The organism is Asticcacaulis excentricus CB 48 (genome assembly GCF_000175215.2).
Lineage (GTDB): Bacteria > Pseudomonadota > Alphaproteobacteria > Caulobacterales > Caulobacteraceae > Asticcacaulis > Asticcacaulis excentricus.
Genome location: NC_014816.1, coordinates 923386 through 947984, shown reverse-complemented (window position 1 = coordinate 947984; position 24599 = coordinate 923386). Strand labels below are relative to the sequence as shown.

The 24599-nt window shown below is 60.0% G+C and carries 22 protein-coding genes and 1 other RNA gene; 7 read left to right on the top strand and 16 right to left on the bottom strand.

The features are described 5' to 3' along the window. The first annotated feature begins 41 nt into the window (after positions 1-41). On the top strand, positions 42-1499 hold the full coding sequence (locus tag ASTEX_RS04430) for a M23 family metallopeptidase (protein WP_013478412.1): 1458 nt from the start codon (positions 42-44) through the stop codon (positions 1497-1499). Between the two features lie 146 nt (positions 1500-1645). Here the strand turns inward: ASTEX_RS04430 and ASTEX_RS04425 are convergent, their stop codons facing one another. Further along, complete coding sequence (locus ASTEX_RS04425) at positions 1646-2923, bottom strand: MFS transporter (RefSeq protein WP_013478411.1); 1278 nt, start codon at positions 2921-2923, stop codon at positions 1646-1648. Positions 2924-2997: 74 nt separating this feature from the next. Between ASTEX_RS04425 and dapE the strand changes: the two genes are divergently transcribed. Further along, positions 2998-4152 (top strand): succinyl-diaminopimelate desuccinylase, encoded by a 1155-nt coding sequence (gene dapE / locus ASTEX_RS04420; RefSeq protein WP_013478410.1) that lies wholly within the window; start codon positions 2998-3000, stop codon positions 4150-4152. Positions 4153-4215: 63 nt separating this feature from the next. On the opposite strand, the gene truA is transcribed toward dapE, so the two are convergent. The 3 genes from truA to def all read right to left on the bottom strand — a co-directional run bounded on the left by truA (position 4216) and on the right by def (position 6778). After that, positions 4216-4989, bottom strand: coding sequence for a tRNA pseudouridine(38-40) synthase TruA (truA, locus tag ASTEX_RS04415; RefSeq protein ID WP_013478409.1), 774 nt, complete (start codon positions 4987-4989; stop codon positions 4216-4218). Between the two features lie 170 nt (positions 4990-5159). Continuing rightward, positions 5160-6089: a methionyl-tRNA formyltransferase gene (fmt, locus tag ASTEX_RS04410; protein ID WP_013478408.1), complete on the bottom strand. Its 930-nt coding sequence runs from the start codon at positions 6087-6089 to the stop codon at positions 5160-5162. 152 nt (positions 6090-6241) lie between these two features. Then, positions 6242-6778, bottom strand: a complete 537-nt coding sequence (gene def, locus ASTEX_RS04405; protein WP_013478407.1) for a peptide deformylase — start codon at positions 6776-6778, stop codon at positions 6242-6244. A 218-nt stretch (positions 6779-6996) separates the two neighbouring features. Between def and ASTEX_RS04400 the strand changes: the two genes are divergently transcribed. Both ASTEX_RS04400 and ASTEX_RS04395 read left to right on the top strand, forming a co-directional pair. Continuing rightward, positions 6997-7401: a DUF2141 domain-containing protein gene (locus ASTEX_RS04400; protein ID WP_013478406.1), complete on the top strand. Its 405-nt coding sequence runs from the start codon at positions 6997-6999 to the stop codon at positions 7399-7401. 12 nt (positions 7402-7413) lie between these two features. Next, positions 7414-8901, top strand: a complete 1488-nt coding sequence (locus tag ASTEX_RS04395) for a carotenoid oxygenase family protein (protein ID WP_013478405.1) — start codon at positions 7414-7416, stop codon at positions 8899-8901. 93 nt (positions 8902-8994) lie between these two features. Here ASTEX_RS04395 and ASTEX_RS04390 read toward each other — a convergent pair whose 3' ends face one another. Further along, on the bottom strand, positions 8995-10257 hold the full coding sequence (locus ASTEX_RS04390) for a DNA recombination protein RmuC (RefSeq protein WP_013478404.1): 1263 nt from the start codon (positions 10255-10257) through the stop codon (positions 8995-8997). 130 nt (positions 10258-10387) lie between these two features. Here ASTEX_RS04390 and ASTEX_RS04385 point away from each other — a divergent pair, with 130 nt between their 5' ends. Then, positions 10388-10936: a VUT family protein gene (locus tag ASTEX_RS04385; RefSeq protein WP_013478403.1), complete on the top strand. Its 549-nt coding sequence runs from the start codon at positions 10388-10390 to the stop codon at positions 10934-10936. Here the strand turns inward: ASTEX_RS04385 and ASTEX_RS19205 are convergent. The 6 genes from ASTEX_RS19205 to ASTEX_RS04360 all read right to left on the bottom strand — a co-directional run bounded on the left by ASTEX_RS19205 (position 10917) and on the right by ASTEX_RS04360 (position 15565). Beyond that, positions 10917-11351 carry a hypothetical protein gene (locus ASTEX_RS19205; RefSeq protein WP_013478402.1) on the bottom strand — a complete coding sequence of 145 codons (435 nt, stop codon included), beginning with the start codon at positions 11349-11351 and terminating at the stop codon, positions 10917-10919. The genes ASTEX_RS04385 and ASTEX_RS19205 overlap by 20 nt on opposite strands. A gap of 47 nt (positions 11352-11398) precedes the next feature. Continuing rightward, a complete protein-coding gene (gene recR / locus ASTEX_RS04375) occupies positions 11399-12001 on the bottom strand; it encodes a recombination mediator RecR (protein ID WP_013478401.1) in 603 nt (200 codons plus the stop codon). Between the two features lie 53 nt (positions 12002-12054). Further along, the gene (locus ASTEX_RS04370; protein ID WP_041658516.1) at positions 12055-12375 is read right to left on the bottom strand and encodes a YbaB/EbfC family nucleoid-associated protein; all 321 of its coding nucleotides are present in this window, start codon (positions 12373-12375) and stop codon (positions 12055-12057) included. Continuing rightward, entirely contained in the window at positions 12372-14183 is a 1812-nt protein-coding gene (locus tag ASTEX_RS04365; RefSeq protein ID WP_013478399.1) for a DNA polymerase III subunit gamma/tau, read from the bottom strand. The genes ASTEX_RS04370 and ASTEX_RS04365 overlap by 4 nt, the downstream gene beginning before the upstream one ends. 98 nt (positions 14184-14281) lie before the next feature. Then, positions 14282-14377, bottom strand: an RNA gene (gene ffs / locus ASTEX_RS19115) — signal recognition particle sRNA small type. 36 nt (positions 14378-14413) lie between these two features. Further along, complete coding sequence (locus ASTEX_RS04360; RefSeq protein ID WP_013478398.1) at positions 14414-15565, bottom strand: carbohydrate porin; 1152 nt, start codon at positions 15563-15565, stop codon at positions 14414-14416. A 153-nt stretch (positions 15566-15718) separates the two neighbouring features. Between ASTEX_RS04360 and ASTEX_RS04355 the strand changes: the two genes are divergently transcribed. Beyond that, on the top strand, positions 15719-15916 hold the full coding sequence (locus ASTEX_RS04355; protein WP_013478397.1) for a hypothetical protein: 198 nt from the start codon (positions 15719-15721) through the stop codon (positions 15914-15916). A gap of 44 nt (positions 15917-15960) precedes the next feature. Here ASTEX_RS04355 and ASTEX_RS04350 read toward each other — a convergent pair whose 3' ends face one another. Both ASTEX_RS04350 and ASTEX_RS04345 read right to left on the bottom strand, forming a co-directional pair. Then, a complete protein-coding gene (locus ASTEX_RS04350) occupies positions 15961-17907 on the bottom strand; it encodes a methyl-accepting chemotaxis protein (protein WP_013478396.1) in 1947 nt (648 codons plus the stop codon). A 153-nt stretch (positions 17908-18060) separates the two neighbouring features. Further along, the gene (locus ASTEX_RS04345) at positions 18061-19338 is read right to left on the bottom strand and encodes a Xaa-Pro dipeptidase (RefSeq protein ID WP_013478395.1); all 1278 of its coding nucleotides are present in this window, start codon (positions 19336-19338) and stop codon (positions 18061-18063) included. A gap of 145 nt (positions 19339-19483) precedes the next feature. Between ASTEX_RS04345 and ASTEX_RS20465 the strand changes: the two genes are divergently transcribed. After that, positions 19484-19651 (top strand): hypothetical protein, encoded by a 168-nt coding sequence (locus tag ASTEX_RS20465; protein WP_013478394.1) that lies wholly within the window; start codon positions 19484-19486, stop codon positions 19649-19651. On the opposite strand, the gene aguB is transcribed toward ASTEX_RS20465, so the two are convergent. From aguB to ASTEX_RS04330, 3 genes are all read right to left on the bottom strand, one after another. Next, on the bottom strand, positions 19648-20532 hold the full coding sequence (gene aguB, locus ASTEX_RS04340) for an N-carbamoylputrescine amidase (protein WP_013478393.1): 885 nt from the start codon (positions 20530-20532) through the stop codon (positions 19648-19650). The two genes, ASTEX_RS20465 and aguB, sit on opposite strands and share 4 nt — an antisense overlap. 23 nt (positions 20533-20555) lie before the next feature. Next, on the bottom strand, positions 20556-21602 hold the full coding sequence (locus ASTEX_RS04335) for an agmatine deiminase family protein (protein ID WP_013478392.1): 1047 nt from the start codon (positions 21600-21602) through the stop codon (positions 20556-20558). Between the two features lie 162 nt (positions 21603-21764). After that, positions 21765-24242: a TonB-dependent receptor gene (locus tag ASTEX_RS04330; protein ID WP_168148063.1), complete on the bottom strand. Its 2478-nt coding sequence runs from the start codon at positions 24240-24242 to the stop codon at positions 21765-21767. Positions 24243-24599 lie beyond the last annotated feature (357 nt).

Genomic DNA, 24599 nt, shown 5'->3' with positions numbered 1-24599 from the left:
GCCCGCGTTGTGTAAACCTCGTATACCGTTTTTGGATCGTAATGGCTCAACTCGACCCTCGCCGCCAACCTGTGCGCCTGACCCCGATGGTGCTGGTCTCCGCGACCGCCTTGACGGTGGCCACTCTGGTCTGGCGCGTTTATCAGCCGCTGCCGAGCGAATTGCCGACCCTTGACCCCAGTGCGACCCTGGCGCTTGAAACCCGCGCTCTGGCCGAAGCCGCAGCGCGTCCAGGCTTCACTCAGCCCGTCAACGTGCAGATAATGGTGCGCGCCGGCGAAACCCTCACACAAGCTCTGACCCGTTCGGGCGTCTCCTCGACCGAGGCCAATGCCGCTGTATCCCTTTTGTCTCAAGCCTTTGACGTGGTCAACGTAGGCAAGGGCTTAAGCCTTCAGGCCGCCATCGCGCGCCCCGAAAACGGTCGTTCTCCGGCGCAACTTCTGGGTCTGACCGTGCGCACCGGCCCGGCCAAGCAACTGACCCTGACCACAAGCCACGACGGTTCGATGCGCCTGCGCGCGCTCGAAGAGTCGGTGCGCGATGAACGCCGCGTCGCCATTGGCACCATCGACGGCTCGCTGATCACCTCGGCCACCGCGCTGGGCGCCACGCCGAACGTCACCGGTCAGGTGCTCAAGCTGTTCGCGCACAAGATCGACTTTGAACGCGACATCCAGCCGGGTGATACGTTTAAGTTGGTGTTCGATCGCAAGGTCACCGAAAGCGGTCGCGTGGTTGAATCCGGCAATCTGCTCTATGCCGAAATCAGCGCGAAGGGCCACATCACGCGCTTCTATTCCTATAAACGTCAGGGCGATAAAGAATCGCAATTCTTTGACGATACAGGCAAGAATATCAAAGGCTTCCTGCTGGCGACACCGGTCGCGGCGGCCCGCACCTCGTCCGGCTTCGGTATGCGACGCCACCCGATCCAGGGCTTTATGAAGATGCACACCGGCATCGACTTTGCCGCCGGCACAGGCACCCCTATCTATGCTGCTGGTGACGGCGTCGTGGCCGATGCCAAATGGTGGGGCGGCTATGGCCGCTGGGTGCGCGTGTCGCACAATAATGACTGGGCCACCGGCTATGCCCACATGTCGCAGATCAAGGTCCGCCCCGGTCAGCGCGTCAAGCAGGGCGAACTGATCGGCTATGTCGGGTCGACCGGCAATTCGACCGGTCCGCACCTACACTTTGAAGTGTGGTACAAGAGCCGCCCGATCAATCCGAAGGACGCCAAGGTGCCGCAGGGCACCATCCTCGCCGGTCAGGACCTCGTGGCCTTCAAGGCGCGTAAGCACGAGCTGGACACCATGATCGCTATGGCCGACCTCAAGCGCACTCAGGACAATTTGCCGTCTCAGGCGCTGGCTATGAAGACGACGCCGTACAAGTACGAAGACTCCGGCGCGGCCAACAAGCTGGTCGCAAAGACGGAACGCAAGAACATCCCACTGCGCCCGGCCCTGTCCACCAGCCGCGGCAGCCAGTAGCAAATAAGAAAAGCTCGGCTCTGCCGAGCCTTTTCCGCTTCGAAAAAGCTTCAGACGGGATGAGTTGCCCGAAGCCGAGCGTCGGCTATATGGGCATATTGCCAAGCCAAGCCGTCACTGCAGATTGTCTGTTTAAAGGCTTTTAGCTACTCTAGCTTATCCACGCGATAAAGACTTGGAAACAGTTTGATCCATGCACCGGTCACCAGTATCGCACCGATGCCACCGAACAGGGCCGCTCCAATGGGCCCCAGAAGCCGAGTCGCCACGCCGCTTTCAAACTCACCCAACTCATTTGACGCCCCGATAAACAGGTAAGACACCGAGGCCACCCGCCCGCGCATCGGATCGGGCGTGACGATCTGCACCAGCGTGCCGCGAACAAAGACACTGACCATATCGGCCGCGCCCAGTACGGCCAGCGCTGCCACCGACACGAAGATGTTGGTCGAAAGGCCAAAGATAATGGTCATCAGGCCAAACACCGCCACGCCGCCGTACATCCATTTACCTGCCTTGTACTTCAATGGTCGTCGCGCCAGCCACAGGGCCGTCATCATGGCCCCGACCGCTGGGGCGGCCCTGAGCGCGCCGTAGCCGATCTCTCCTGCGTGTAAGATATCACGCGCGAAGATAGGCAGCAGCGCCGTCGCCCCACCCAGCAGCACCGCCGCCAAATCGAGCGACAGGGCGCCAAAGACGATCTTGTTCGTCCAGATGTAGATGAGGCCTTCACGCACCATCTCCATCTTGGAGCCGGTCGGCGCATTGACGGGGTGCGTATCGGCCTTCAACGTGGCGATCAGCACGCCCCCGATGACAAACAGCGCCGCCGAAAAGCCGTAAGCGAACATAGCCGAAACGCTGAGCAGCAGGCCGCTGACCGCGGCCCCGGAGATACCGCCGATTTGAAACGCAAGGGCGTTGGAGGCGATGGCGCGCGGCAAAATTGCCTTGGGCACCAGCATCGGGCCGATGGCCGATGAGGCCGGTGCGATAAAGGCACGCGACGCCCCCAGAAAGAAGGATAAGGCAATCAGCCCAGCAATCGGCGGATGATCCAGTGCCGACAGCCCCATATAGCCCAGGGCAATCACCGCCTGCGCCGCGATCGTGTAGCCCATGATCTTTTTGCGGTCATAGCGGTCGGCCACGATGCCCGCCGGTAGCGTGAAGGCGAACATGGCGATGAACTGCGTCAGACCCATCAAACCGATATAAAGCGCCGCTTCGCCTATCCCTGAATCCTTGCGCGCCGTCTCATAGATCTGCCAAGCTATGACCGCGCTTTGCGACGAAAAGCCCAGCACCGAACACAGGCGAGCAATCCAGAAGTTGCGATATGCGGGTATGCGGAACGGGTTTTGCGATTCCGGCGGCAAAGGCGGCTCGGAAACGATTTCAGGCGAAACGGGAGGGGTCACGGCAATATCCGGTAAATATGCCCGCGACCGTTTTTCACTTTCGTTCGCGGCAAAGTCGTCTTACACCACGCGGCATGACGAATATACCCGAAAACACGCTCGATCCGGTCGAATTGACCAAGGCCCTGATCAACCATCCGTCTGTGACTCCGGTGGACGCCGGAGCGATGGACCGGGTGCAGCAGACGCTGGAATCGCTCGGTTTTGCCTGTGAACGGCTGAAGTTCCGCGAGATTGAAAACCTCTATGCGAGGCGCGGGACGGCCTCGCCCAACCTGTGCTTTGCCGGTCATACGGACGTGGTGCCCGAAGGCGCGCTTGATGGCTGGCGCTCGGACCCGTTTGCGGCAACGATCGAAAACGGCGTGCTGACCGGGCGCGGAGCCGTCGATATGAAGGGCGGCATTGCGGCGTGGATTGCGGCCGTGTCGCGCTTTGACAACGTGCCGGGGTCGCTGTCCTTCCTGATCACCGGCGACGAGGAAGGCGAAGCGCTGGACGGCACCAAAAAAGTCGTCGAACACCTGAGGCAAACGGGCGAGGTCATCGACCATTGCATCGTCGGCGAACCCACCTCTTCGGCGGTGCTGGGGGACATGATCAAGGTCGGCCGCCGCGGCTCGATCAATGCCACGATCACGGTGACGGGCAAGCAGGGCCACGTCGCCTACCCGCAGCGCGCGCTCAATCCGATCCCGGTGCTGGTGGCCGTCATGGCTGAACTGGACGGGCGCGTGCTGGATGAGGGCTATGAACGCTTCCTGCCGTCCAATCTCGAAATCACCACCTTTGATGTGGCGAACAAGACCACCAACCTGATCCCGCAAACGGCCAGCGGACGCATCAATATCCGCTTTAACCCGACCCATTCGGGCGCGTCCTTGCAGGCGTGGATCGAAGAGGTTTGCGCCCGACATGCTGAACGTAGCGGTGCGGTGATCGAGGTGAAGGCCGCCATTTCGGGCGAGGCCTTCCTCACCGAGGCCGGGCCGTTTGTCGATGTCATTCAGAACGCCATCCTCGACGTGCTGAAGGTCGAAGCCGATCCGTCAACCACAGGCGGCACGTCGGACGCGCGCTTTATCCGCGCCCTGTGCCCGGTGGTGGAATTCGGTCTGGTGGGCCAGACCATGCACCAGGTCAATGAAGCGACCCCGGTGCAGGACCTCTATGCCCTGACCGAAGCCTATACGGCGCTGATCAGCAAATATTTCAAGGTGTTCGCTTAACCCCCACGCTTCGAAGCGCTTCGGTTGCTCGGCATCTCCCCATGCTGCGCATAGGCAGGAGGGTTATATCGAACTGCGGCTTTCGAAGTCCGGTTCCGGCTCAAAGGTGACGTGTGTCAGGCACAGGCCCTCTGGCGGGGCCACCTGCCCGCAGGCGCGGCGGTCGCGCGCCTCAAGCGCCGCCTTAACATCGGCCGCCGTCCAGCGGCCGATCCCGGCCTCGACGAGCGTGCCAGTCATCGAACGCACCTGGCGATGCAGGAAGGAGCGTGAGGCAAAGACGAGGTGAATCTCCTCCCCCACCCGCTTCACTCTCGCAATATCAAGCGTCTTGATCGGTGACGCCGCCTGACATTCCGTGTCACGGAATGTGGTGAAATCATGCCGGCCAATCAGGTGCTGAGCGGCGTCAGCCATCACCTCGGCGTCCAGCGGTTTCTTAACGTGCCACACCCGTCCCTGCTCAAGCGCCGGCGGGGCGCGGCGGTTGAGGATGCGATAAAGATACATGCGCCCCGTCGCCGAAAAGCGCGCCGAAAAGTCGTCATCGACGATGGCCGCTTCGCGCACCGCAATCGGTTCGGGGATCAGATAGGCGTTCATGGCGTCGCGCACCACATCGGGCCGGTAGGTCTTCGGCAGGTCGAAGGTGATCACCTGCCCCGACGCATGGACGCCCGTATCGGTACGCCCAGCCGCCGTAATGCGCAGCGTTTCGCCCGAAAAACCCAGAATGGCGCGCTCCAGCGACCCCTGCACGGTCGGCAGGTTGTCCTGAGCCTGAAACCCCTTGTACGGGCGGCCATCATACTCAACGAGGCAGGAATAGCGGGGCATCAGAAATCGGAACCTTTCAAACTCCCCCAGCTTGCTGGGCGAGGTGGATCGATACCATCAGGTATCGAGACGGTGGGGAGCATACGGCAGGCCACCACCAGCGCACCCCGCGCTGAGCACTTCGTGCGGCCCCCCTCCCCGGCACACCGGGAACGTGTAGGTGTTGCGCCTCATCCCAGACGATCCCCGACGCTCAAGCCCACGCCGTTGAGGAATTCGGCGGCCTCCTGCGCCGCCTTACCTTCGCGCTGTACACGCAGCAATTCGATCACACCGTCGCCGGTGGCAAGGCGCAAGCCCGGCCCGATCAGCGTGCCCGGCCCGGCGTCAGTCACCGCCTCATCAACGCGCGACATCAGCACCTTGAGCCGCTGCTCGCCCTTGGGTGTCGTCAGTGTCGTCCACGCACCCGGAAACGGCGACAGGCCGCGGATGTGCCAGTCCAGTTCGCGCGCCGAACGGCTCCAGTCGATGCGCGCCTCTTCGGAGGTGATCTTTTTGGCGTAGGTGACTTCGCCGACCTGCGGCTCGCCCTCCGGCTGGCTGCGCTCGATGGCGGCTAACGCGACGGGTAGCAACGAGGCGCCCAGCCCAGCCAGCTTGTCGTGCAGGGTCTGGGCGGTGTCCTGCGCCCCGATTTCGACGCGGCCGGACAGGATGACGGGGCCTTCGTCCAGCCCTTCGGACATGCGCATGACCTGCACGCCGGTGTGCGTGTCACCGGCCATGATCGCCCGCTGGATAGGGGCCGCCCCGCGCCAGCGCGGCAGTAGCGACGCATGGAGGTTGAAACAACCGAGCAGGGGGTGCTCAAGCACCTCGCGCTTCAAAATCTGGCCATAGGCGACGACGATGGCCGCGTCGATGTCGAGCGCCTGAAACTCTGCAATGGCGTCCGGCGACTTCATTGACTTCGGCGTGCGGACCAGCAGGCCGAGGCTGTCGGCAAAGGCATGCACCGGCGACGGGGTTAGCACCTGCCCCCGTCCCTTGGGCGCGGGCGGCTGCGAATAGACGCAGACGACCTCATGACCGGCGGCAACCAGTTCGGCAAGGGCCTTCACGGCAAAATCGGGGGTGCCCATAAAGGCCAAACGCATGGGATGACTCCGCCCGGCTCAGAGACGTATTGTGATAATTCGGAGGGCTGAGCCGAAAAATATTAGCTGTCGAGAAACGCCGTTCACGAACTTAATTACGTGAGCGGCGTCTGGCAGATAGATGATGTTTTGCAGGCCGGCAACCCGGATTATCAGGCGACTTTTTTGAGCTTCTTGACCTTCGTCACCGCCCGGTCGCGTTTCAGCTTCGACAGGTGGTCGATAAACAGCACGCCGTTCAGGTGGTCCATCTCATGCTGGATGCAGGTGGCGTAGAGGCCGTCGCACTCTTCGATCACCTCTTCACCCTGATAGTTCAGATATTTGAGGCGCACGCGCGCCGGGCGCTTCACCTCGTCATAGACTTCGGGCACCGACAGACAACCTTCGTCATAGGTGGACAGCTCCTCCGAGGCCCAGATGATTTCCGGATTGACGAAGTAACGTGGTTGCTTCGGTGCCGGGGCGTCTTCGGGCAGGTCGTCCGGGCGCTCCTGAAGATCCATAACGATGACGCGTATCGGCTCACCGATCTGGATTGCCGCCAGCCCGATGCCGGGCGCGTCGTACATGGTCTCCAGCATGTCATCCATCAGAGCGCGCAACTCGTCGGTCACGCCCCCTTCAACGGGTTTGGACACCTGCTTGAGCAGCGGATGGGGTACGGTAATGATGTCTCTAATGGCCATGCCGCTAAAATAAGTACCCGCCCCGCGCGGGTCAAGGCATTCGCGCTTCGCCGCTGACGATTGCTTATAATTCAGTCATTTGGCCAATGCCATTCACGAAGCGCCAGTGACCGACGGTCCGTTGACGTAGGCAGAGGGCCCTTTCGCGCATCTTTTGCCCCACCACGGCCGGGCCGTCCTACACCGGGTTCATCGCAACGCAACCAATGGAGGCTTCCATGTTCAAACCCGCTCTTATCGCCGCCCTGGTGGGCCTTGTCGCCCAGCCGGTCAACGCCGAAACCCTGACGGTGCATTTTTCCAAACTTACGCCCAAGGGTACACTGATGGTGGCTCTCTATAAGGGTGAAGAGGCCTATAAGGGCGGCAAGCCCGCCGCCGCTCAGCAGGTCACCGTCAGCGCTGACACGGCCACAGCCACCTTTGACGTCGAACCGGGTCAGTACGGCCTGAAAATGTTCCACGACGTCAATGGCAATGGCAAGATGGATACCAACCCCTTCGGAATGCCGGTCGAACCCTTCGCCTTCTCCAACAATGCCAAGGGCCGCATGGGTCCGGCGACGTGGGCCGACGCCGTCTTTGAGGTCAAAGGCGACACCACGCAAGACATCGCGTTTTAAGGAGGGTTTGCGATGACCGAACTGTCCCGCCGTTCCTTCCTGACCGCGCTGGGCGGCGCAGGCCTGATGGCCGCCGCGCCAACCTCCTGGGCCGCCGCGGCAGCCAGCGCCAATTTTTCGGAAGACTGGCGTCTGGCCGTCGCCAACGCCCCCGCCGAAGGTTATGCTCCCTCCACCCTCACCCGCCTGAGCGGAAAGATGCCGGCCGGCCTGAGCGGCACGCTCTATCGCAACGGTCCGGCGTGGTTCCGCTATGGCGACGACGTCACCGGCCACTGGTTTGACGGCGACGGCATGATCCAGAAATACGACCTCAGCTCCGACGGCGTGCGCCACACGGGTCGCTTCGTCGATACGGTCAAACGCCGCGTCGAACAGCAAAAACAGGCCATTGTGATGCCGGGTTTTGGCACGAAGGGCCGCGCCGATGCCCCGGTGACCAGCAATGACGATGTCAACGCCGCCAATACCTCGGTCCTGCGCGTCGGCGACGAACTGTGGGCCCTGTGGGAAGGCGGCTCCCCCTACCGCCTCGATGCCCAGACCCTGCTGACCAAAGGCCCGAAAACCTTCCGCGACGACCTGAAAGGGCTGGCCTTTCTGGCCCACCCCAAGGTCGAACCGTCGGGCCGCATCTGGAGCGCGGGGTTCATGGGCGACAAGGCGTGGATCTGGCAGCTTAGCCCAGCGGGCGAGATGGAACGCGGCGAGCTGATCCAGCTTCCCGCCGCCGGTTATGCCCACGACTGGGTGGTCAGCGAACGCCATTTGATCCTGCCCATGCAGCCTCTGATCGCCGAACGGCGCACGCCGCCTTTCGTCGATACGCTGGTGTGGCATCCCGATCAGCCGATTCGCATTCTGGTCATCGAAAAGGCCGACCTGTCGAAGCGGCGCCTGTATGAGCTGCCCGCCGCCACCTACTTCCATACGGGCGACGCCTGGGAAGACACCGATGGCACCATCCGCTTCGATGTCTGTCTGGCCAGTTCGCCGAAATTCGGCCTGAGCGGGGCGCGTGATCTGGTGAAAGGGATTTATAACGCGGGCGATGATGAGGAGGCGCACCTGGCATTGATCACGTTGCGCCCGGACGGTCGCGCCGAAATGCAAGCGACAGGCGTCTCGTCGGAGTTTCCGCAGACCGATCACCGGTTTCAGGGGCTGCGCCGCGACCACGTCGTGCACGTCGGTGGATACATTGAGGGCCGTCTGGGGGCGCATGCTCTGTCGGCCTTCGACTGGAAGGCCGGCAAGGCGCAAACACACAATTTCGGCCCGGACGCCATTGTCGAGGAGGCCCTGTTCGTCCCGCGCCCTGTCAGCCACGGCGGCACAGGCCAGGAAATGGACGGCTGGATGGTCGGCACGGTGCTCAATCTGAAAGCCAAGGCCACCGAACTGCACGTGTTCGATGCCAAAAAGCTGAGCGAAGGACCAGTGGGCTCATGGCGATCGGCGCACGCGACCCCGCTGGGTTTCCACGGAACGTTCGCTTAGAGCGCTTTCTGAAAAGCGTGACGCACTTTTCAGAAAGCGCGTTAAACTAGAAATTTAGCGCGTAACTTTGATTCAACCTGAACGAAATGCGCTCTAATCGCCCGACACTACGGTCAACTTGCTAAGGGGCCGCGTCTGCACATCCAGCGGCGCGGCCTCGACGATCTCCTTGCCCTCGTGATTGACCTTGAGGTCTTCAAAGCGGCGCGCCTGGGTCAGCACCTGCGATTCCAGCGAGCCGACAAACGCATTGTACTTATCAACTGCGCTGCCGAGGTTCTTGCCGAGCGCCGCCACGTGCCCACCCATCACAGATAGGCGGCTGTACAGTTCACGGCCGACTGCCGCAACCTCATGGGCATTGTGGATCTGCTCCTCGGCGCGCCAGCCATAGGCCACGGCCTTACACAGTGCAAACAGGGTAGTCGGAGTGACGATGATCACCTTACGGTCCATCGCCTCGGTCATCAGGTGCGGCATTCGCTCCAGAGCCATCGACAGTATGCCGTCGCCCGGCACGAACATGGCCACAAAGTCCGGCGACTGTTCACGAAACTGATCCCAGTAGGCCTTAGCCGACAGGTCGCGCACGTGCTGTTGCAAGGCGCGCGCATGACGCTGAAGCGCCTCTTCGCGGATGGCCTCGTCCGTCGCCTCAATGGCTTCCAGATAAGCGGTTAGATTGGCCTTGGCATCAATGACGAAGACCCCGCCGGGCAGCTTCACTGTCACGTCCGGGCGACGACGCCCCATATCGGTGTCGAGGTTCTGCTGCTCGACAAAATCGAAATGTTTGGACAGGCCGGCGCTTTCCAACACATTGCGTAGCGTCTCTTCGCCCCAGCGGCCCTGCACCCCGGCACCGCGGCGCAAGGCATTGGCCAGCTTCTGCGTCACCTCGCGTGTCGCCACCGACGCCTGCATCAGGTGGGTAATCTGCTCTTTGAGGCCCCCGGTGTCCTTGGCGCGCGATTCTTCCATCTCTTTCACCTGCGCCTCAAAGCGGCCCAGCGTCTCAGCGACGGGTTTCAACGTATGGCCCATGCGTTCCAGCGCCAGCTTTTCACGCGCCGCAAAATTCTCCTCGGCGCGTTTCAGCAGCACCTCGGTCGATTGGCTCAGCGCCTGCTGAGACGCAGCGCGGAAATGCTCGCTCATCGCGGAGCGCGCGTCTTCGAGATTGCGCGTGCGTTCTTTCAGTTGCGATACCTCGGCCGTGGCGTCGCGCAACTGATCGCTCAGGCTTTCGTTCCGCTCGCGCAAGCGGCGTGTCTCCTGAAAAGCCAGATAATAGCCGCCCCCCAGAACCAGAGAGGCGAAGACAGAGGCAATAAGGGCGACGGATTCAAAGTTCATGAAATGTTCTTGCCATACGGAATAAAAGCTGACAAGCTTTTTCCTGACACGATTCCGCCTGAGCCAAACACTTTCTCGCGGTCATCCGCAGGGCGGAAGCGGACGTATCAAGCACGTTTGGGAGGGGCAGATGGTATTCGGCGCATTTGTACGCAAGGCAGTCACGGGACGCACGCCGTGGACGTATCTCTATCTGGCGCTAATCCCGTTTATCAACTGGTGCTTTGCCGCCGTGCCGCAAATCCCCCTACCCGACAATGGCTCGTGGACCCCGATGTCGGTGGTGACGGGCTTGGTGCTGGTGGTGCGCGACTTTGCCCAGCGTGAGATCGGTCACTGGATATTGCTGACCCTGATCATTGGTCTGGGCCTGTCGCTGCTCACCTCTGACCCGGCGGTGGTGATCGCTTCAAGTGCGGCCTTCGCTGTATCGGAACTGATCGACTGGGCCATATTCACCTTTATCAAGCGCCCCCTGTCCGAGCGGGTGGTGATTTCAACCGCCGTCAGTGCGCCGATCGACTCAGCGGTGTTTTACGCTATCGCCTCGACAACCATTCCGGGGATTTTCAACATCTGGTCGGTGGCGACCTCGGTGCTGAGCAAGCTTGCCGGGGTGTTTGCCGTGTTTCTGGTCATGCGCCACCGGGAGAAGGCCGCTAGTCAGCGGCCAGAGTAAATCCGGGGGGAGCTTTGGTTTCAATGTACTCTGGAAAGTACATGTCCATAAAGATCGTACTTTGTGCCGGTTCAGACCCTGGACACTTGACGTCGTAGCCGTCGATGATGTGGCCGAAAGGGCCGATCCCGAAGTTACCTATGCGCTCGAAAGCAGGCATGTTTCCATTCTGGCAACGCAGGCGTTGAAGATAGGCGTATTCACCCTCGGGCATATAGACCCGAACCGGGTTCTCTTTATGGCCCAAGGGGTGAGCCGAGGCGTTTTGTAGCCGCTGATCAATGTCTTTCGGCATGGCGCCAAACATCGGAAGGTCATCTAGGGCGACAGTCTGCGACTGTGGCGCCCCTGCGCACGCCGTCAGCGACACGGACACCAGCCCTACAGCGATCAAGTGTCTGAAACTTCTGATCATTTATAGCCTCCCCTCATATGAGCAAGGCCAACTTAGCACGAATAAGTTTACCGTCTACTCTTAAATGCGTGGGCAATGGTCCCGTCATCGAGCCAGTCGAGTTCGCCGCCGACCGGCACGCCCCGCGCCAAATGGGTGATGGTCACCTCTGGGGCCAACGGCTTGACCCGGTCGGCGATATAGTGCGCCGTGGTCTGGCCTTCGACCGTGGCCGGGAGGGCCATGACCAGTTCTTCGACACCGCCCGAACTGACGCGTTGCATCAAGCCCGACAGGCGCAGGTCTTCGGGCCGCACCCCGTCCAGTGCCGACAGAAGGCCGCCCAGCACGTGATAACGGCCGGAAAAGGCCCCGACGCGTTCCATAGCCCACAGGGCGGAGTCTTCTTCGACCACGCAGATCATGGCGGCGTCGCGGGTCGGGTCGGCGCAGGTAGCGCACGGGTCACGGGTCGAAAGCGCGCCACAAATGTGGCACGAGGTGACGCGCTCAGCAGCATCCTGCATGGCCGCGGTCAACGGGATCAGCAACTGCTCGCGCTTTTTGAGCAGAGCGAGCGCAGCCCGACGCGCAGAGCGGGGCCCAAGACCCGGGAGCTTGGACAACAGCGCCATCAGACGTTCAATTTCAGGTCCGGCACCAGAGGCCATAGACACCCTACCCCTCACAATGCGAACTGATACCAAAGCCTCAGTGTGGTTTGTTAGAAAAGCTTCGGCATCGGCATGTTGCCGAATGGCCCCGCCGCTTCCTTCATCAGCCGCGCAGATTCTTCATCAAGCTTTTTGCGCGCATCGGCGTGGGCGGCAACGATCAGATCGGCCAGTACCTCAACCTCGTCCGGATTGATCAGGCTGGGGTCGATGTGGAGACGCGTCAGCACGCCCACCCCTCGCAGATCGACGGAGACCAGACCGGCCCCGGCCTGACCGGTGACAACCACCTGATTCATCTTTTCCTGCGCTTCGGTGAACTTTTGCTGCACGGCCTGGGCCTGCTTCATCAGGGCGTTCAAGTCCATCAGTCGTCGTCCTTCTCGCTGAATTCGTCGCGGTTCTCGGTCATCGGCATGTCGGGCGTGGTGGCGGCCACCGGCTTCGGCTTGGGTCGGAAGCTGAGGATTTCCACGCCAGGAAACGCCGTCATCAGACCGGAAATAAATGGGTCATTGCGCAGCCTTTGCAAGGCTTCCGCTTTTTCGCGGATTTCGCGCTCACGATAGGTTTCGGCTCCGCCTCCGCCTTCGGTCGCGATGAGCCAGCGCTGCCCCGTCCATTCCTTCAGCCGCGCCGACAGCTTGCGCACCAGATCAATTGGCGTGTGCGGGGCGGGTTCAAACGTGATAGCCCCTTGCCGGAACGAGATCAGCTTGACGTAGCGCTCGACATCGACGCGCAGGCCGATATCGCGCTTTTCGGCGATCAAGGCCAGCACGTCGTCAAACGTATTGAGCTGGATCTGGGGCTGAGCATTGGCGTAGGCCTGCGGACGCATAACCGCGCCTTGCGCGCTGATGCCGCCGCCGGAACCACCGCCTATACCTCCGCCAGATGGCCCACCATCCAGCAGGTTTTCGCCGTTTTGCAGGCGCTTGAGCAAGGTCTCCGGCCCCGGCAGGTCCGACGCATAGCAGAAGCGTACCAACGCCATTTCGGTCGCCGCCGCAGGATCGGGGGCGCGGCGGATTTCCTCAAACGCCTTTAGCATCAGGGTCCACAGACGCGACAAGGTGCCCGCTGATAATTGTGCCCCCAGCGCCGCAACCCGCTGTGCCGGTTCCTTGGGCAGGCGCGTTGCCTCGCTCCCCAGCACCTTGGCCACAGACGCCGCGTGGCAGTATTCGAGTAGGTCGCCCATTATCTGCGACGGGTCCGCCCCAAAGCCGTACAAGGTGCGAAAGGCCAGCAGCGCCTCCGGCATCTGGCCGGAAATGATATTTTCAAACAGGCTGAGCGTGGCCGACCGGTCAGCCAGCCCCAGCATGTCGCGCACGACCTCGGCGGACACGCTCTGCCCTTCTTCGGCCTGCACCAGCGCCTGATCGAGCAGCGACAAGGAGTCACGCACCGAGCCTTCGGCGGCGCGGGCGATCAGGGCCAAAGCGTCCGGCTCGATCTGCGCCCCTTCAAGGCGGCAGATTTTTTCAAGATGCGGCGTCAGGGTTTCCGGCTCAACACGGCGCAGGTCAAAGCGCTGACAGCGCGAAAGAATGGTCACCGGCACCTTACGGATTTCGGTGGTGGCGAAGATGAACTTGGCATGGGGCGGCGGTTCTTCCAGCGTCTTCAAAAGCGCATTAAAGGCCCCGGTCGAAAGCATGTGCACTTCGTCGATCACATAGACCTTGTAACGCGCTTCGACCGGCGCATAGCGCACGCTTTCCAACAGTTCGCGCATCGAATCGACACCTGTGCGCGACGCAGCGTCCAGCTCCAATACGTCAATATGCCGGCCTTCGATAATGGCCTGACAGTGGTAGCCAAAGGTCGAAAGATCGACGCTGGGCCCCTTCATCGTGTCGGATTCGTAATTGAGCGCGCGCGCCAGCAGGCGGGCCGTCGTTGTCTTACCCACCCCTCGCACGCCGGTCAGCATGAAGGCATGGGCGATACGCCCCGTGGCGAAGGCGTTGGACAGGGTGCGCACCATCGCCTCTTGCCCGATCAGGTCCTCAAAGGTGCGTGGGCGGTATTTGCGCGCCAGTACCGTATAAGCCGCGTCCTTTTTCACAGGCGTAGGCACCAACGGACCACCGAACATATCTTCGGTGTTCTCATCGCGTTCGGTGGCAAAGGGATCGCCGGTCTCTGAAGATTCGGGATGGTCGGACATACCCGACTTATAGCGCCAAACGCTGGGTTTGCGAGTCGGAAAGCACGTGGGTAACGCGCAGTCACGCAGCGCTTTGTGGACGGCTTGAAATATTGAGAAGAGGTGAGACCGCGCGACCCGAAGGTGAATTCGTTGTGGCTGCTGCCTTCCGGCCCTGACCAGGTTGGCGAGGCCTCCGCCCGCGCGATCTCGACCGCTATATGCGGATTCCGTATTGCGATTGCAAGCGCTTATTTAAAGGCAGCGAGTCCCACCCGCAGACGCAGCCCCAGCACCAGCGCATCGTCCGTTTGCGGATCACCGGCCGGGTGGCGGATGTATTGCACGTCGGGCTGAAGGCTCAGACCGTCCTTGATGGCGTAACGGTAGCTGAGCTCGTAAATGGTTTCGGGCTTCAGATTGACACCGAGGGCCTCGGCATAGGGCTGACTGAAATCGGCGTGAGCAACGGCGAAACCCATGGCGTCCGACTCACGTCCCGTGAGCGGCCCGGTCCACACCAGACCGCCGCCCGCGTAGGTTTCAATGGCCTGAAGGTCCTTATTGGCTTTGCCCAGCCGCACCCAGCCCGACACGCCGCGGTCGCTGTCGGCTTCGGGTTTGTACAAATCATATTGAAGTTGCGCGTAATAGCCGCTGTTCCCATCGGACAAGCCCTTGCCGTCGAGGTGTTCAGCCTTCGCTGTATAGGTCCACGCCCCCAGCTTGACATAACCGCGCACAAAATCCTGCTGGGCTTCGGCCACCCAATGCGCGCCGTCGCCGTCGCCCAGCTTGACGCCGATAAAGCTGCGCTGATGCGCCGGGTCACCGGTCACACCGTCAAATACCCCGGCACGCAGGCGTAAAGTCTCGCTGGCTTGCCATTCACCGACCAGCCCCAGAGTCGAAAACGGAAAGATAGACGGGCCGCTCTGCGAATATTCTGGACCAATGCCGTGCGAAGCGTTCAGGAACAGCGCCCCCGCCTCCTGTACGTCGAAAATACCATTAAGGTTGATCAGGCCACCGGTCACCGACCAGCGTTCATCGTCACTCGTGCGGCGCAGCCACGCCTCGAACAGGCGCACGCCCTTTGGTGCATCGATATTGGACACGACCTGCGCATCGCCAGAGTAAAACTCGGAAAAACCGCCCCCGGCATCGGCCAGCACATAGGTGAAGCCGTCCCAGTTTTTAAAGGCCTCGCCTTCGCCTTGCCAGGCGGCCGACAGGTCGAGGTTGCTGATGACACGGTCACCTTCGCGCAGCCCGCCGGAATGGTTACGCAACAGGTCAGCGGTCAGGACAGCATCGTATTCGACGCCCGCCGAAGCCACACCGGCCAGAGACGTGCCGCAACCCAGAGACAGTAGGGCACAAGCGAGAACAGACAGACGCATGGATAAACCTTAAACACATCGGGCACATCAACCGACAATATCCACGTTACTTCAAATCCGTTGGGTTATAGTTTACAGACAGGGTTAACCGGATATGACCGAAACGGCCCCGCGATTGCTCTGTGGTTTCCCACTGTTGAAAGGTGTCCCAGTATGAAACCGCTTCTGTGCCTGATGGCCTTGTCTCTGCCCCTGTTCGCCACGGTTCCGGCGACCGCCGCCCCGGCCGCATGCCGAGCCGAAGCCATCGCTGCTGTCAAGCAGACCGCCGCTTATCGCCACGGCTCGGTCCGCGAAAAGCAGGCCCTGCTGCGTAGCCAGAGCCTGCGAGCCTGTGACCTAAAAGCGTAAAAAGTCACAAGGGACACGTCGCCTGCACCCCGTATATGACGCCCTTACGATGCCCGATTGATGCGGCTGAGGAACTCCGCCACGCGGCCACGAAGGGCCGCCGCCTGATCGGACAGAACCTGAGACGAGTCGAAGAGGTGTGCCGAGGCTTCGCCGCTTCGCGTCGTGATCCCCGACACCTGATCGAGATTTTCGCTGATGACACGCGTCCCTTCGGCGGCAAAGGCCATGTTACGCGCGATGTCTTCGGTGGTGGCCGACTGTTCCTCGACTGCGGCCGCCACGGAGGTGGTCGCCTGCGTAATGGCGTCCACCGCGCCGCGAATATCACTAAGTACGCCCACGATTTCGCGTGAGGCCTGACGCATTTCGTCGATGACGCTGTTGATCTCACCGATGGAGCGACTGGTCTGATTGGCGAGGTTTTTCACTTCACCCGCCACCACCGCAAAGCCGCGCCCCGCCTCACCGGCGCGCGCCGATTCAATGGTGGCGTTGAGCGCCAGCAGATTGATCTGGCTGGAGATGTTGGCGATGACGGTCGTGACTTCGCTGACGCGATCCGAGGCCGAAGACAGTTTCTGTGCCACCAGATCGGCGTCCTGCACCTTATGGAAGGAGTCGGCCACAAGGCGGTTGGTTGTCTGTACCTGATCTGAGATTTCGCGCACCGAGGCCGCAAGTTCTTCGGCCGCGGCGGCTACGGTCTGTACACTGGCTGTCGTTTGGGTCGCCGATGAGGCCGCCGATACGGCCAACCCGGCCCCATTATGCAGGTCTCCCGTCACGGTTTCGGCCACTTGGGACAGCTCTGCTGCCGACGCTGCCAGCCCGTTCACCACGTCCTGCACCCGCACTTCGAAATCGCGGCTTAGCTGCGCCTGATCGGTGACGAGATCCCATACAAGCATGGCCCCGGCATATTGATCGCGGTGATCGCGCACCGCCGAAATCTGGAGATCGATGCTTTCGTCGCCCACACGGATGCGCGCGCGATGCGGCAGATTTTTCGGGTCTGACAGCAGACGACGCTGATGCTCAGGGTGTTTGTGGAAGATGTCGATGGACTGCCCCATCAGCGTGCCAGGATAGTTGGGGAAATGCCCCTTGATCTGATCCATCAGCTTTTCGGTCGCGGCATTGATATAGGTGATGCGCAGATCATTGTGCACATCGACCGCCATCACCGGGGTAGGCATGGCCTGAACCATCCGGTCCACCATCAGCGCCTTGCGCGCCGTTTCACACAGAGACCGGGTGGCGCGGGCCAGCACGCCCATCTCATCCTTACGACTAATAAAGGCGACCTCGACATCCGTGTCGCCCTCGGCAATGCGTCCAATCGTCTGCGACAAAGTGCCAAGCGGCTTCAATAGGTCGCGCCACATCAGACCAATCATGGCTAGCACGCCCAGAATGGCGAAGGCCGATAACACCTGCACCAGCATGTTCAACTGCGCATCGGTCTTGGCGCCCCGCTCGACCTCGCCCTTCATCCAAGCTTCGAGATCGCCGGATAAACTCTCGTTGCTGTCTTCCATCGCCTTGAATTTGGCGTCGAAGTCGGCACGCAGCGCAGGCTCGGTTTCCGGCGTGGCGGTGAGCACCGCGTCACCCGCAGCACGGTAGGCCTGAAGCGCCGTGAGCGTTTCGGCAAATCGTTTTTTCAGATTGTCGGGCAGGGCTTCGGCCTGATTAGCTTTGAGGTTGGTTTCAAATGTGTCGGCATGCTCCTTGAAGCTGCCGGCCACAGCTTCGGCAGCGCCCGCATCACCCACCTGATGGGCCAGCAGGGCCTCAAGCACGTCGCCGCGCATGGCGTCGTGCATCATGTCGGCGGCCATGTGCCGCTGCGTGATCTGACTGATAAGCGACGACTGATGCGCGTGCGACTGCGCGTAGTGAGAGGCGACACTGTTAGCGGCTACCATGCCAAACACCAGAAGTGCACACGCCGTTCCCAGGCCGATAAACTTTGTACGTAGCTGCATTGTCAGACTTCCACCCTATACCAAGGGCCACGAAAGCCCCTGTTGAGATTTGTCGGAACAGCCTTAACGTTCATTTAATGTAACGTTGTTCCATTTTATGTTACAATAAATAATATCTAAATATTTCAGATATATACGACAATTATAACATTGTCACGGTTTCGTGATCACATCTCCACTCTTCATTACAAAGACAGGCCGCTCCAGCAGGGTTACATCCTTTAGTGGATTTCCGACGACCCCGACCATGTCGCCGTAATGACCGGGCTTGAGGCTGCCGACATCCCCAGACCGCCCCAAAGCCTCTGCTGCAATCACCGTCGCCGACTGGATGGCCTGAAGCGGTGTCGCACCATAGCGCACCATCACGGCGAACTGCCGGGCATTGTCGCCGTGCGGATAGATGCCGGCGTCGGTGCCATAGACCATTTTCACCCCAGCCTTCAGCGCCTTTCCGTAGTTCTGACGTTGCACCTCGGCGATTTCACGATCCTTACGCAGGCTCTCTTCGGCCACGCCGTTGCGCTGGCCTTCTGACTGCGTGTAGTCGGTATTATAGATGTCCATCGAGAAGTAGGCCCCAGTCTCCTTGGCAAGCCTTATCCCTTCGTCATCCACCAAACTGGCGTGTTCGATGGTGTCGACCCCTGCGCGCAGCGCCACCTTGATACCGTCGGCACCATGGGCGTGGGCGGCCACCTTCATGCCGGCCATGTGCGCTTCGTCAGCCACCGCGGCCATTTCTTCGGGCGTCAGTTGACGCGCACCAACACTGGCTCCGCGAGAAAAAACACCGGAGGTGGCGCAGATCTTGATCACGTCCGCTCCGTACTTTTTCAGAGTGCGCACCGATTTGCGTGCTTCCCACGGGCTGTCGGCATTGAGTGGATTCTTTGCGTCAAAAGATGGCGGCAGCCAGGTCGAATCGCAATGCCCGCCGGTGGCGCCAAAGCTCAGGCCAGCCGCCACGATGCGCGGCCCTGGCAGCACGCCTTCATCAATCGCTTCGCGCAGGCCAATGTCATTGTAATCCCCGGCACCGACATTGCGCACAGTGGTAAACCCAGCCTTTAACGTCTTTTCGGCATTGGCCGCCGCGACAAAGGCCCAGAAGCGATCCGTGTGCGACAGGCCACTGTAGCCGCCATATTCCGGGCTGTTGTCGAGATGGACGTGCATATCAATCAGGCCGGGCAGCAACGTCACGCCGGGCAGATCAATATAATCAGCCCCAGCTGGCGGCTTCATCGTTAGGGCGCTGCCCACAGCGGTAATGCGGCCATCGGTGACAATTACCAGCGGCTGCTCAATTAATCTCCCGGTTTCGACCTCAATTAGACGGTCGGCCTTCACGGCCACGGTAGCTGCCTGCGCAGCTCCTGCCATCAGAATCATCACCGCGCACGCCACGCCCGCCTTACGTATCTTCATATCCAGCCTCTTAACGCTATCCGGGTAGAATAGGCACAAGGCGATGGGGAATGTAAGGGCTTATTGCGCACTTACAAAGGCCGTTCACCCCCATGTTTCGGCCTTATACAGAAGCGCACAAGCTCGGACAAAAAGGTGAATTGTCATGGACGATACCTCTCATACCCCGTATAGCCGCGACCGCACCGCACCGGGTCAGCCCGTCTGCACGGCGCGCAACGCTGCCGAATGGAGCGCACTGGTGCTCTCCGTGGTCGGTCTGGCCGGGTTCAGCCTCTATGCCTACGAGTTACTGATCGGTATGTTCGGTTAAAGCGCCGGACGCGGGCCGGCCAGTGCGCCGTAAAGATCCGTACGGCGGTCGCGGAAGAAGCCCCAGGCGGCGCGGTGCGTATTCAAGTAGTCGAGGTCAAAGTCAGCCACCAGAACGCCCTCCTCACCCTTGCCGTACTCCGCCACCTTATCGCCACGGTGGTTGGCGATGAAGCTGTGACCATAGAAGGTCTGACCGCAGCCGTTTTGCGGCGAAATCAGGCTTTCGGTGCCGATGCGGTTGGAGGCGACGACCGGGATGACATTGGCGACGGCGTGACCTTGCATGACGCGCTGCCATGGGGCCGCCGTATCCAGTTCGGCATCGTGCGGTTCGGAACCGATGGCGGTCGGATAGAACAAAATCTCCGCCCCCAGCAGCGCCATGGCGCGCGCCGCTTCAGGATACCACTGATCCCAGCAGATACCGACACCAACGCGGGCGAACTGGGTATCCCACACCTTGAAGCCCGTATCTCCCGGACGGAAATAGTATTTTTCCTGATAGCCGGGGCCGTCAGGGATATGGCTCTTGCGATAAACGCCCAAGAGTTCACCGCCTGCGTCGATCATCACCATCGAGTTGAAATAGTGCGGACCTTCTTTCTCGTATATCGAGGTGGGGATGACGACATTCAGCTCGGCCGCCAGCTTTTGCATGGCAAGGACGCACGGATGGCTGCGCCACGCGAAGGCCGTTGCAAACCAGCGTTCTTCCTGACTAACGCAGAAATACTCACCCTGAAACAGCTCTGACGGCAGTATGATTTGCGCGCCTTTGGCCGCCGCCTCGCGAACCAGCGCTTCGGTTTTGGCGATGTTCGCGGCCATATCGGCGCCATAGGCTGTTTGCAGCGCCGCTACGGAAACGGTCCGGGTCATATCATTACCTTTGGATACGGAAGTCAGCCCTTGATATAGGGTACTTGCTGACTGATGCAATGGAAGGAGCCACCTCCGGTCAGGATGGCGTTCGACGGCAGGCCAAACACCTGACGTTCGGCAAATAAGGTTTGTAACGCCTCAACCGCCATTTCGCCCGGCCTTTCGTTATAGACCGGCACGATGACGCAATCATTGGCGATCAGGAAATTCATGTGCGAGGCCGGGATGATTTCGCCGTCTTCATCCACCGTGCGGCCCGGCGAGGGAATACGCACCACCTGAAGCTTTACGCCGCGCGCGTCGGTCTGCTGGCTGAGGGTTTTCGCCACCGCATTATAGAGGTCGGCATTGGGGTCATCGGCGCCATAGCCCACGGGGCAAACCACCACGCCCGGCGCCACGAAACGCGCCAGATTGTCGATATGACCATCCGTATGGTCGTTGAGCAACCCATCGTCGAGCCAGATGATCTTGCGCGCCCCCAGCGCGTCCTGAAGCGCCCGTTCGGCCATCGACTGCGTCCAGTCGGGGTTGCGATTGGGGTTGAGCAGACACTGGCGCGTGGTAAGGACGGTACCGAACCCGTCGTGCTCAAGCGAGCCGCCTTCGAGCACAAACTCTTGCGTTTCCGACACGTAGCCGTCGTGTTCGGCCACCTGAGCAGCGACCTGATCGTCGTACTTCAGGTGATACTTGCCGCCCCAGCCATTGTTGAGGAAGGCCACGGGCAGAGCCGCATGACGATCCTGCGCGTCTTCAACATTGACGTAGATAGGGCCGGTGTCGCGGAACCAGATGTCTCCGAAACGCCCCTCGATGATCTCGACCTTTTTCACGTCGGATAACAGCGACTGTGCCGCCTTACGCGCCGCCTCGCCCATCACCATCAGCTTGACGTGCTCATCGCCGGCTTCGGCCAGTACGCGCACCAGCGACGCCACCTCGGCCTGAGCCTCAATCAGATCTTCCTGCCACAGGTTTTCGTGGCTGGGAAAACCAACCCACATGACCTTGTGCGGCTCCCACTCAGCGGGAACGATGCGGGAAAGGTTCGGATTTTGGCTCATGCCGGACCCCGGAAAAAAGCGAAACGTGAATTGCGGACCTTTTACACAGCGTCAACCGTTTTGGCCATGCCTTTCCGTGACGACAGGTCGCAGAATGCGACACAAAAAAAGCGGCCCTCCGTATCCGGAGAGCCGCTTGTGTTCACCAAACCGTGTCCGGTCTTAGAACTTGGTCCGCAGCGCGATGCTAACCGTACGCGGTGCACCTTGCTGATAGAAGATGGTCGAAGCACTGACCGTACCACCGGCGTTATCGGTCAAGCCGCGCGCCGTGTTCTGATACCCAGTACCGGCTAGGTATTGTTCATCGAACAGGTTCACTACGTTCAACTGAACGTAGGTGCCGTCTTTGAAGAACGGTAGATCGTAACGAGCCGAAGCATTCCACAGGATATAACGCGGAGCCACTTCATCGTTTACGTAGGTGTAGAAGCGGTCACCCACATATTTGGCATTTAGATTGATGCTCAACTTGTCGGTTGGATCGAAGTCCACACCAGCCGTCCACATCCACTTAGGCATACCGGTCAGAGCCTTGCCCTTGGTCGGGAGAAGACGCTGAACGCCGTTGCGGAAGCCGTTAGGGATATCCTGTTGCAGTTCAGTGTCGGTATAAGTCAGGCCAGCGTTCAAGATAAGGTTCGGGACCGGGCGATAGTTGCTGCTCAGTTCGTAACCGTTACGCTTCACCTTGCCGATATTGGTAAATGCCGAGTAACCGACATCGTTCGGATCGTCCTGCACAAAGGCTTCGACCAGACGGTCTTTATCCAATGAAGAGAAGGCCGTAGCCGTCGCATTGAAGTTTGCGGTGGTGTAGCGATATCCAACTTCAACAGTCTCGGAGGTTTCCGGGTTCGGATTACGGATCTTCACGCTGTTGCTGGCGGCATCGTAATCGACGTCATAAAGAGCGTCGGTGCGCGGCGATGACAGAGACTCTGCGTAGGTCGCAAAGACCTGACCGCCATTTTCAAAGTTCCACGTCAAGCCAATGTTCGGCATGGTCTTTTCGAACGAAATCGAGTTCGAATAGGGCGCGATGTATTGGATCGTCGACGGGGTGCCTTGTTGTTGCAAGGTCACGACCTTATACTTCCCGTCAGCCGTCGTCTTTTGAGACGTCCAGTTCTGGGTCGAGCAGTAGGGGTTGATCGAACCGTTGGTATTCACTTGCGTGTAGCAGAACTGGTTTAGCTCACGCTCCAGCTTCTGATTGCGTAGACCCAGCGACACGAACAGCTTCTCATCGAAGAATCTGCCCGAATATTCGATGGAGAACACGTCGACATTCGCTTTTGAGAAACGGTCACGGCGGCGGAAGTGGAAACCATCGGCCGTCTTAATGCGCAACGACGTGTTTTCCTTACCAGCAAACAGGTCAATCGGAGCACCATTTGCGTCAAGCAAGGTGGCCTCACCCGTCTGACGGTGATTGGCACGATCAAACGACGCATTGAAGCGGACCAGTTGAGTATCAGTGAAACGGTAAATTAAACCGGACTGAAGACCGTAGCGATGCGTATTGGTGATGTTCGGGCGATAAATGCTGAGTGTATCGAGCGTATTGTTGCCATTCGTATCGAAATACCGCGTCGTACCGCTAAGTTTCAGGACCGTAGTGTCACCCACGCGAGAACCGATAAGCTGTGGGCTGCTCTCAGAGAGACTGCCCGTAGAGCCACCGAGAGCCAGAACATACTGAAATGAAGGGTCAACCGTCAGTGTCAGTTTATCGCTGAGGACCCACTTTGACTTGATGCGGATGTTGCCCGTATCAGACGGGTTAACCGATGCCAGATTGCTCGTCGAGACGCCATACCCGCGGGTTGCGATCTGCGTCTTGCTTTGAGTGCCGATGAAATGGTTGCGGTTTTCATTCCAGTGCAGAGCCATGCTGATAAACGAGCCGTTATCACCCACATTTTGGTGGATCATGGCGTTGTACTGGTTCTTTTGAAGACGCAGATTATCAGGAGTCTCAACCGTCCAAGTATCGGTGTACGCGCCGGTGTAAGCAACGTAAGCCGTCGTGCCCCAAGGACCGAACTTGCCGGTATCAAAGCGCAGGAAACCGCTCTTGTGATTTTCCTGACCGACGGCGACCTTCACCACACCGCCCATGACGGTCTCCGGATTACAGGTCGAAACGTTTACCGTACCGCCCGTTGCCGAAGCGGAGATCGAGTCAACGTCGGTAGCGCCGGTTTGAACCGAAGCCGAACACAACAGCTCGCTTTCGATCATTTGGTTGGTGTAGATGGCATAGTTACCAGAGTCATTAAGCTGGATGCCGTCGACGGCCAGCGAGATGCGGGCGCTGTCAAGACCGCGCATCATGATTTCACCGCCCGAAGAGCCATAGGCATCGTTGTTGGTGAAGTTATAACCCGGAACAAGGTTCAGTGCGTCAGCAAAGGTTTGGCCCGATGATGACTGAGAGAGGTAATCCTGACCAATAGTCGTCTTTGCCTTGGTGCCTCGCTCGCGCTTCGTAGAGCCCACGTTACGCTGACCAGTGACGACAACCTCTGTGACTTTATCAACTTCTTGCGAAGCGGTCGATTGAGCGAAAGCGCCATGGGCGGTAAAAGCGCCCGTCAGGGCCGTACCGGCCAGAATCCACTTGTTCATTTTCATATCGGAGTATCCCCTCTCCAGGTTCACAAAATAGAAAAGCGGCGCTGTGACGCGGATCACGCCCATGCCCGTTTTCAAGCACCATCACTTAAACGTTTAGGTCGGTAGACACCTTTAGCCGCTTTTGTGCCGCTTTTTGAGCCAAAAGTGCGAAGGTTTGATGACAATTGTGACAGGCGGAACGATCTGCGCTTAAATTGCCACAGTTTATGTCAGCCAAAGGCAATTATACGACACAGTCCGTAACCATTCGTGTTTGCGCATCGGGCGCGGGCGTGTCATTCAACGCGGAACGCGCCTCAGTCCTCCTCTTTTGAGCGGTGATGCGATGGCGCACCGCTCAAGATTCTCTTCCGC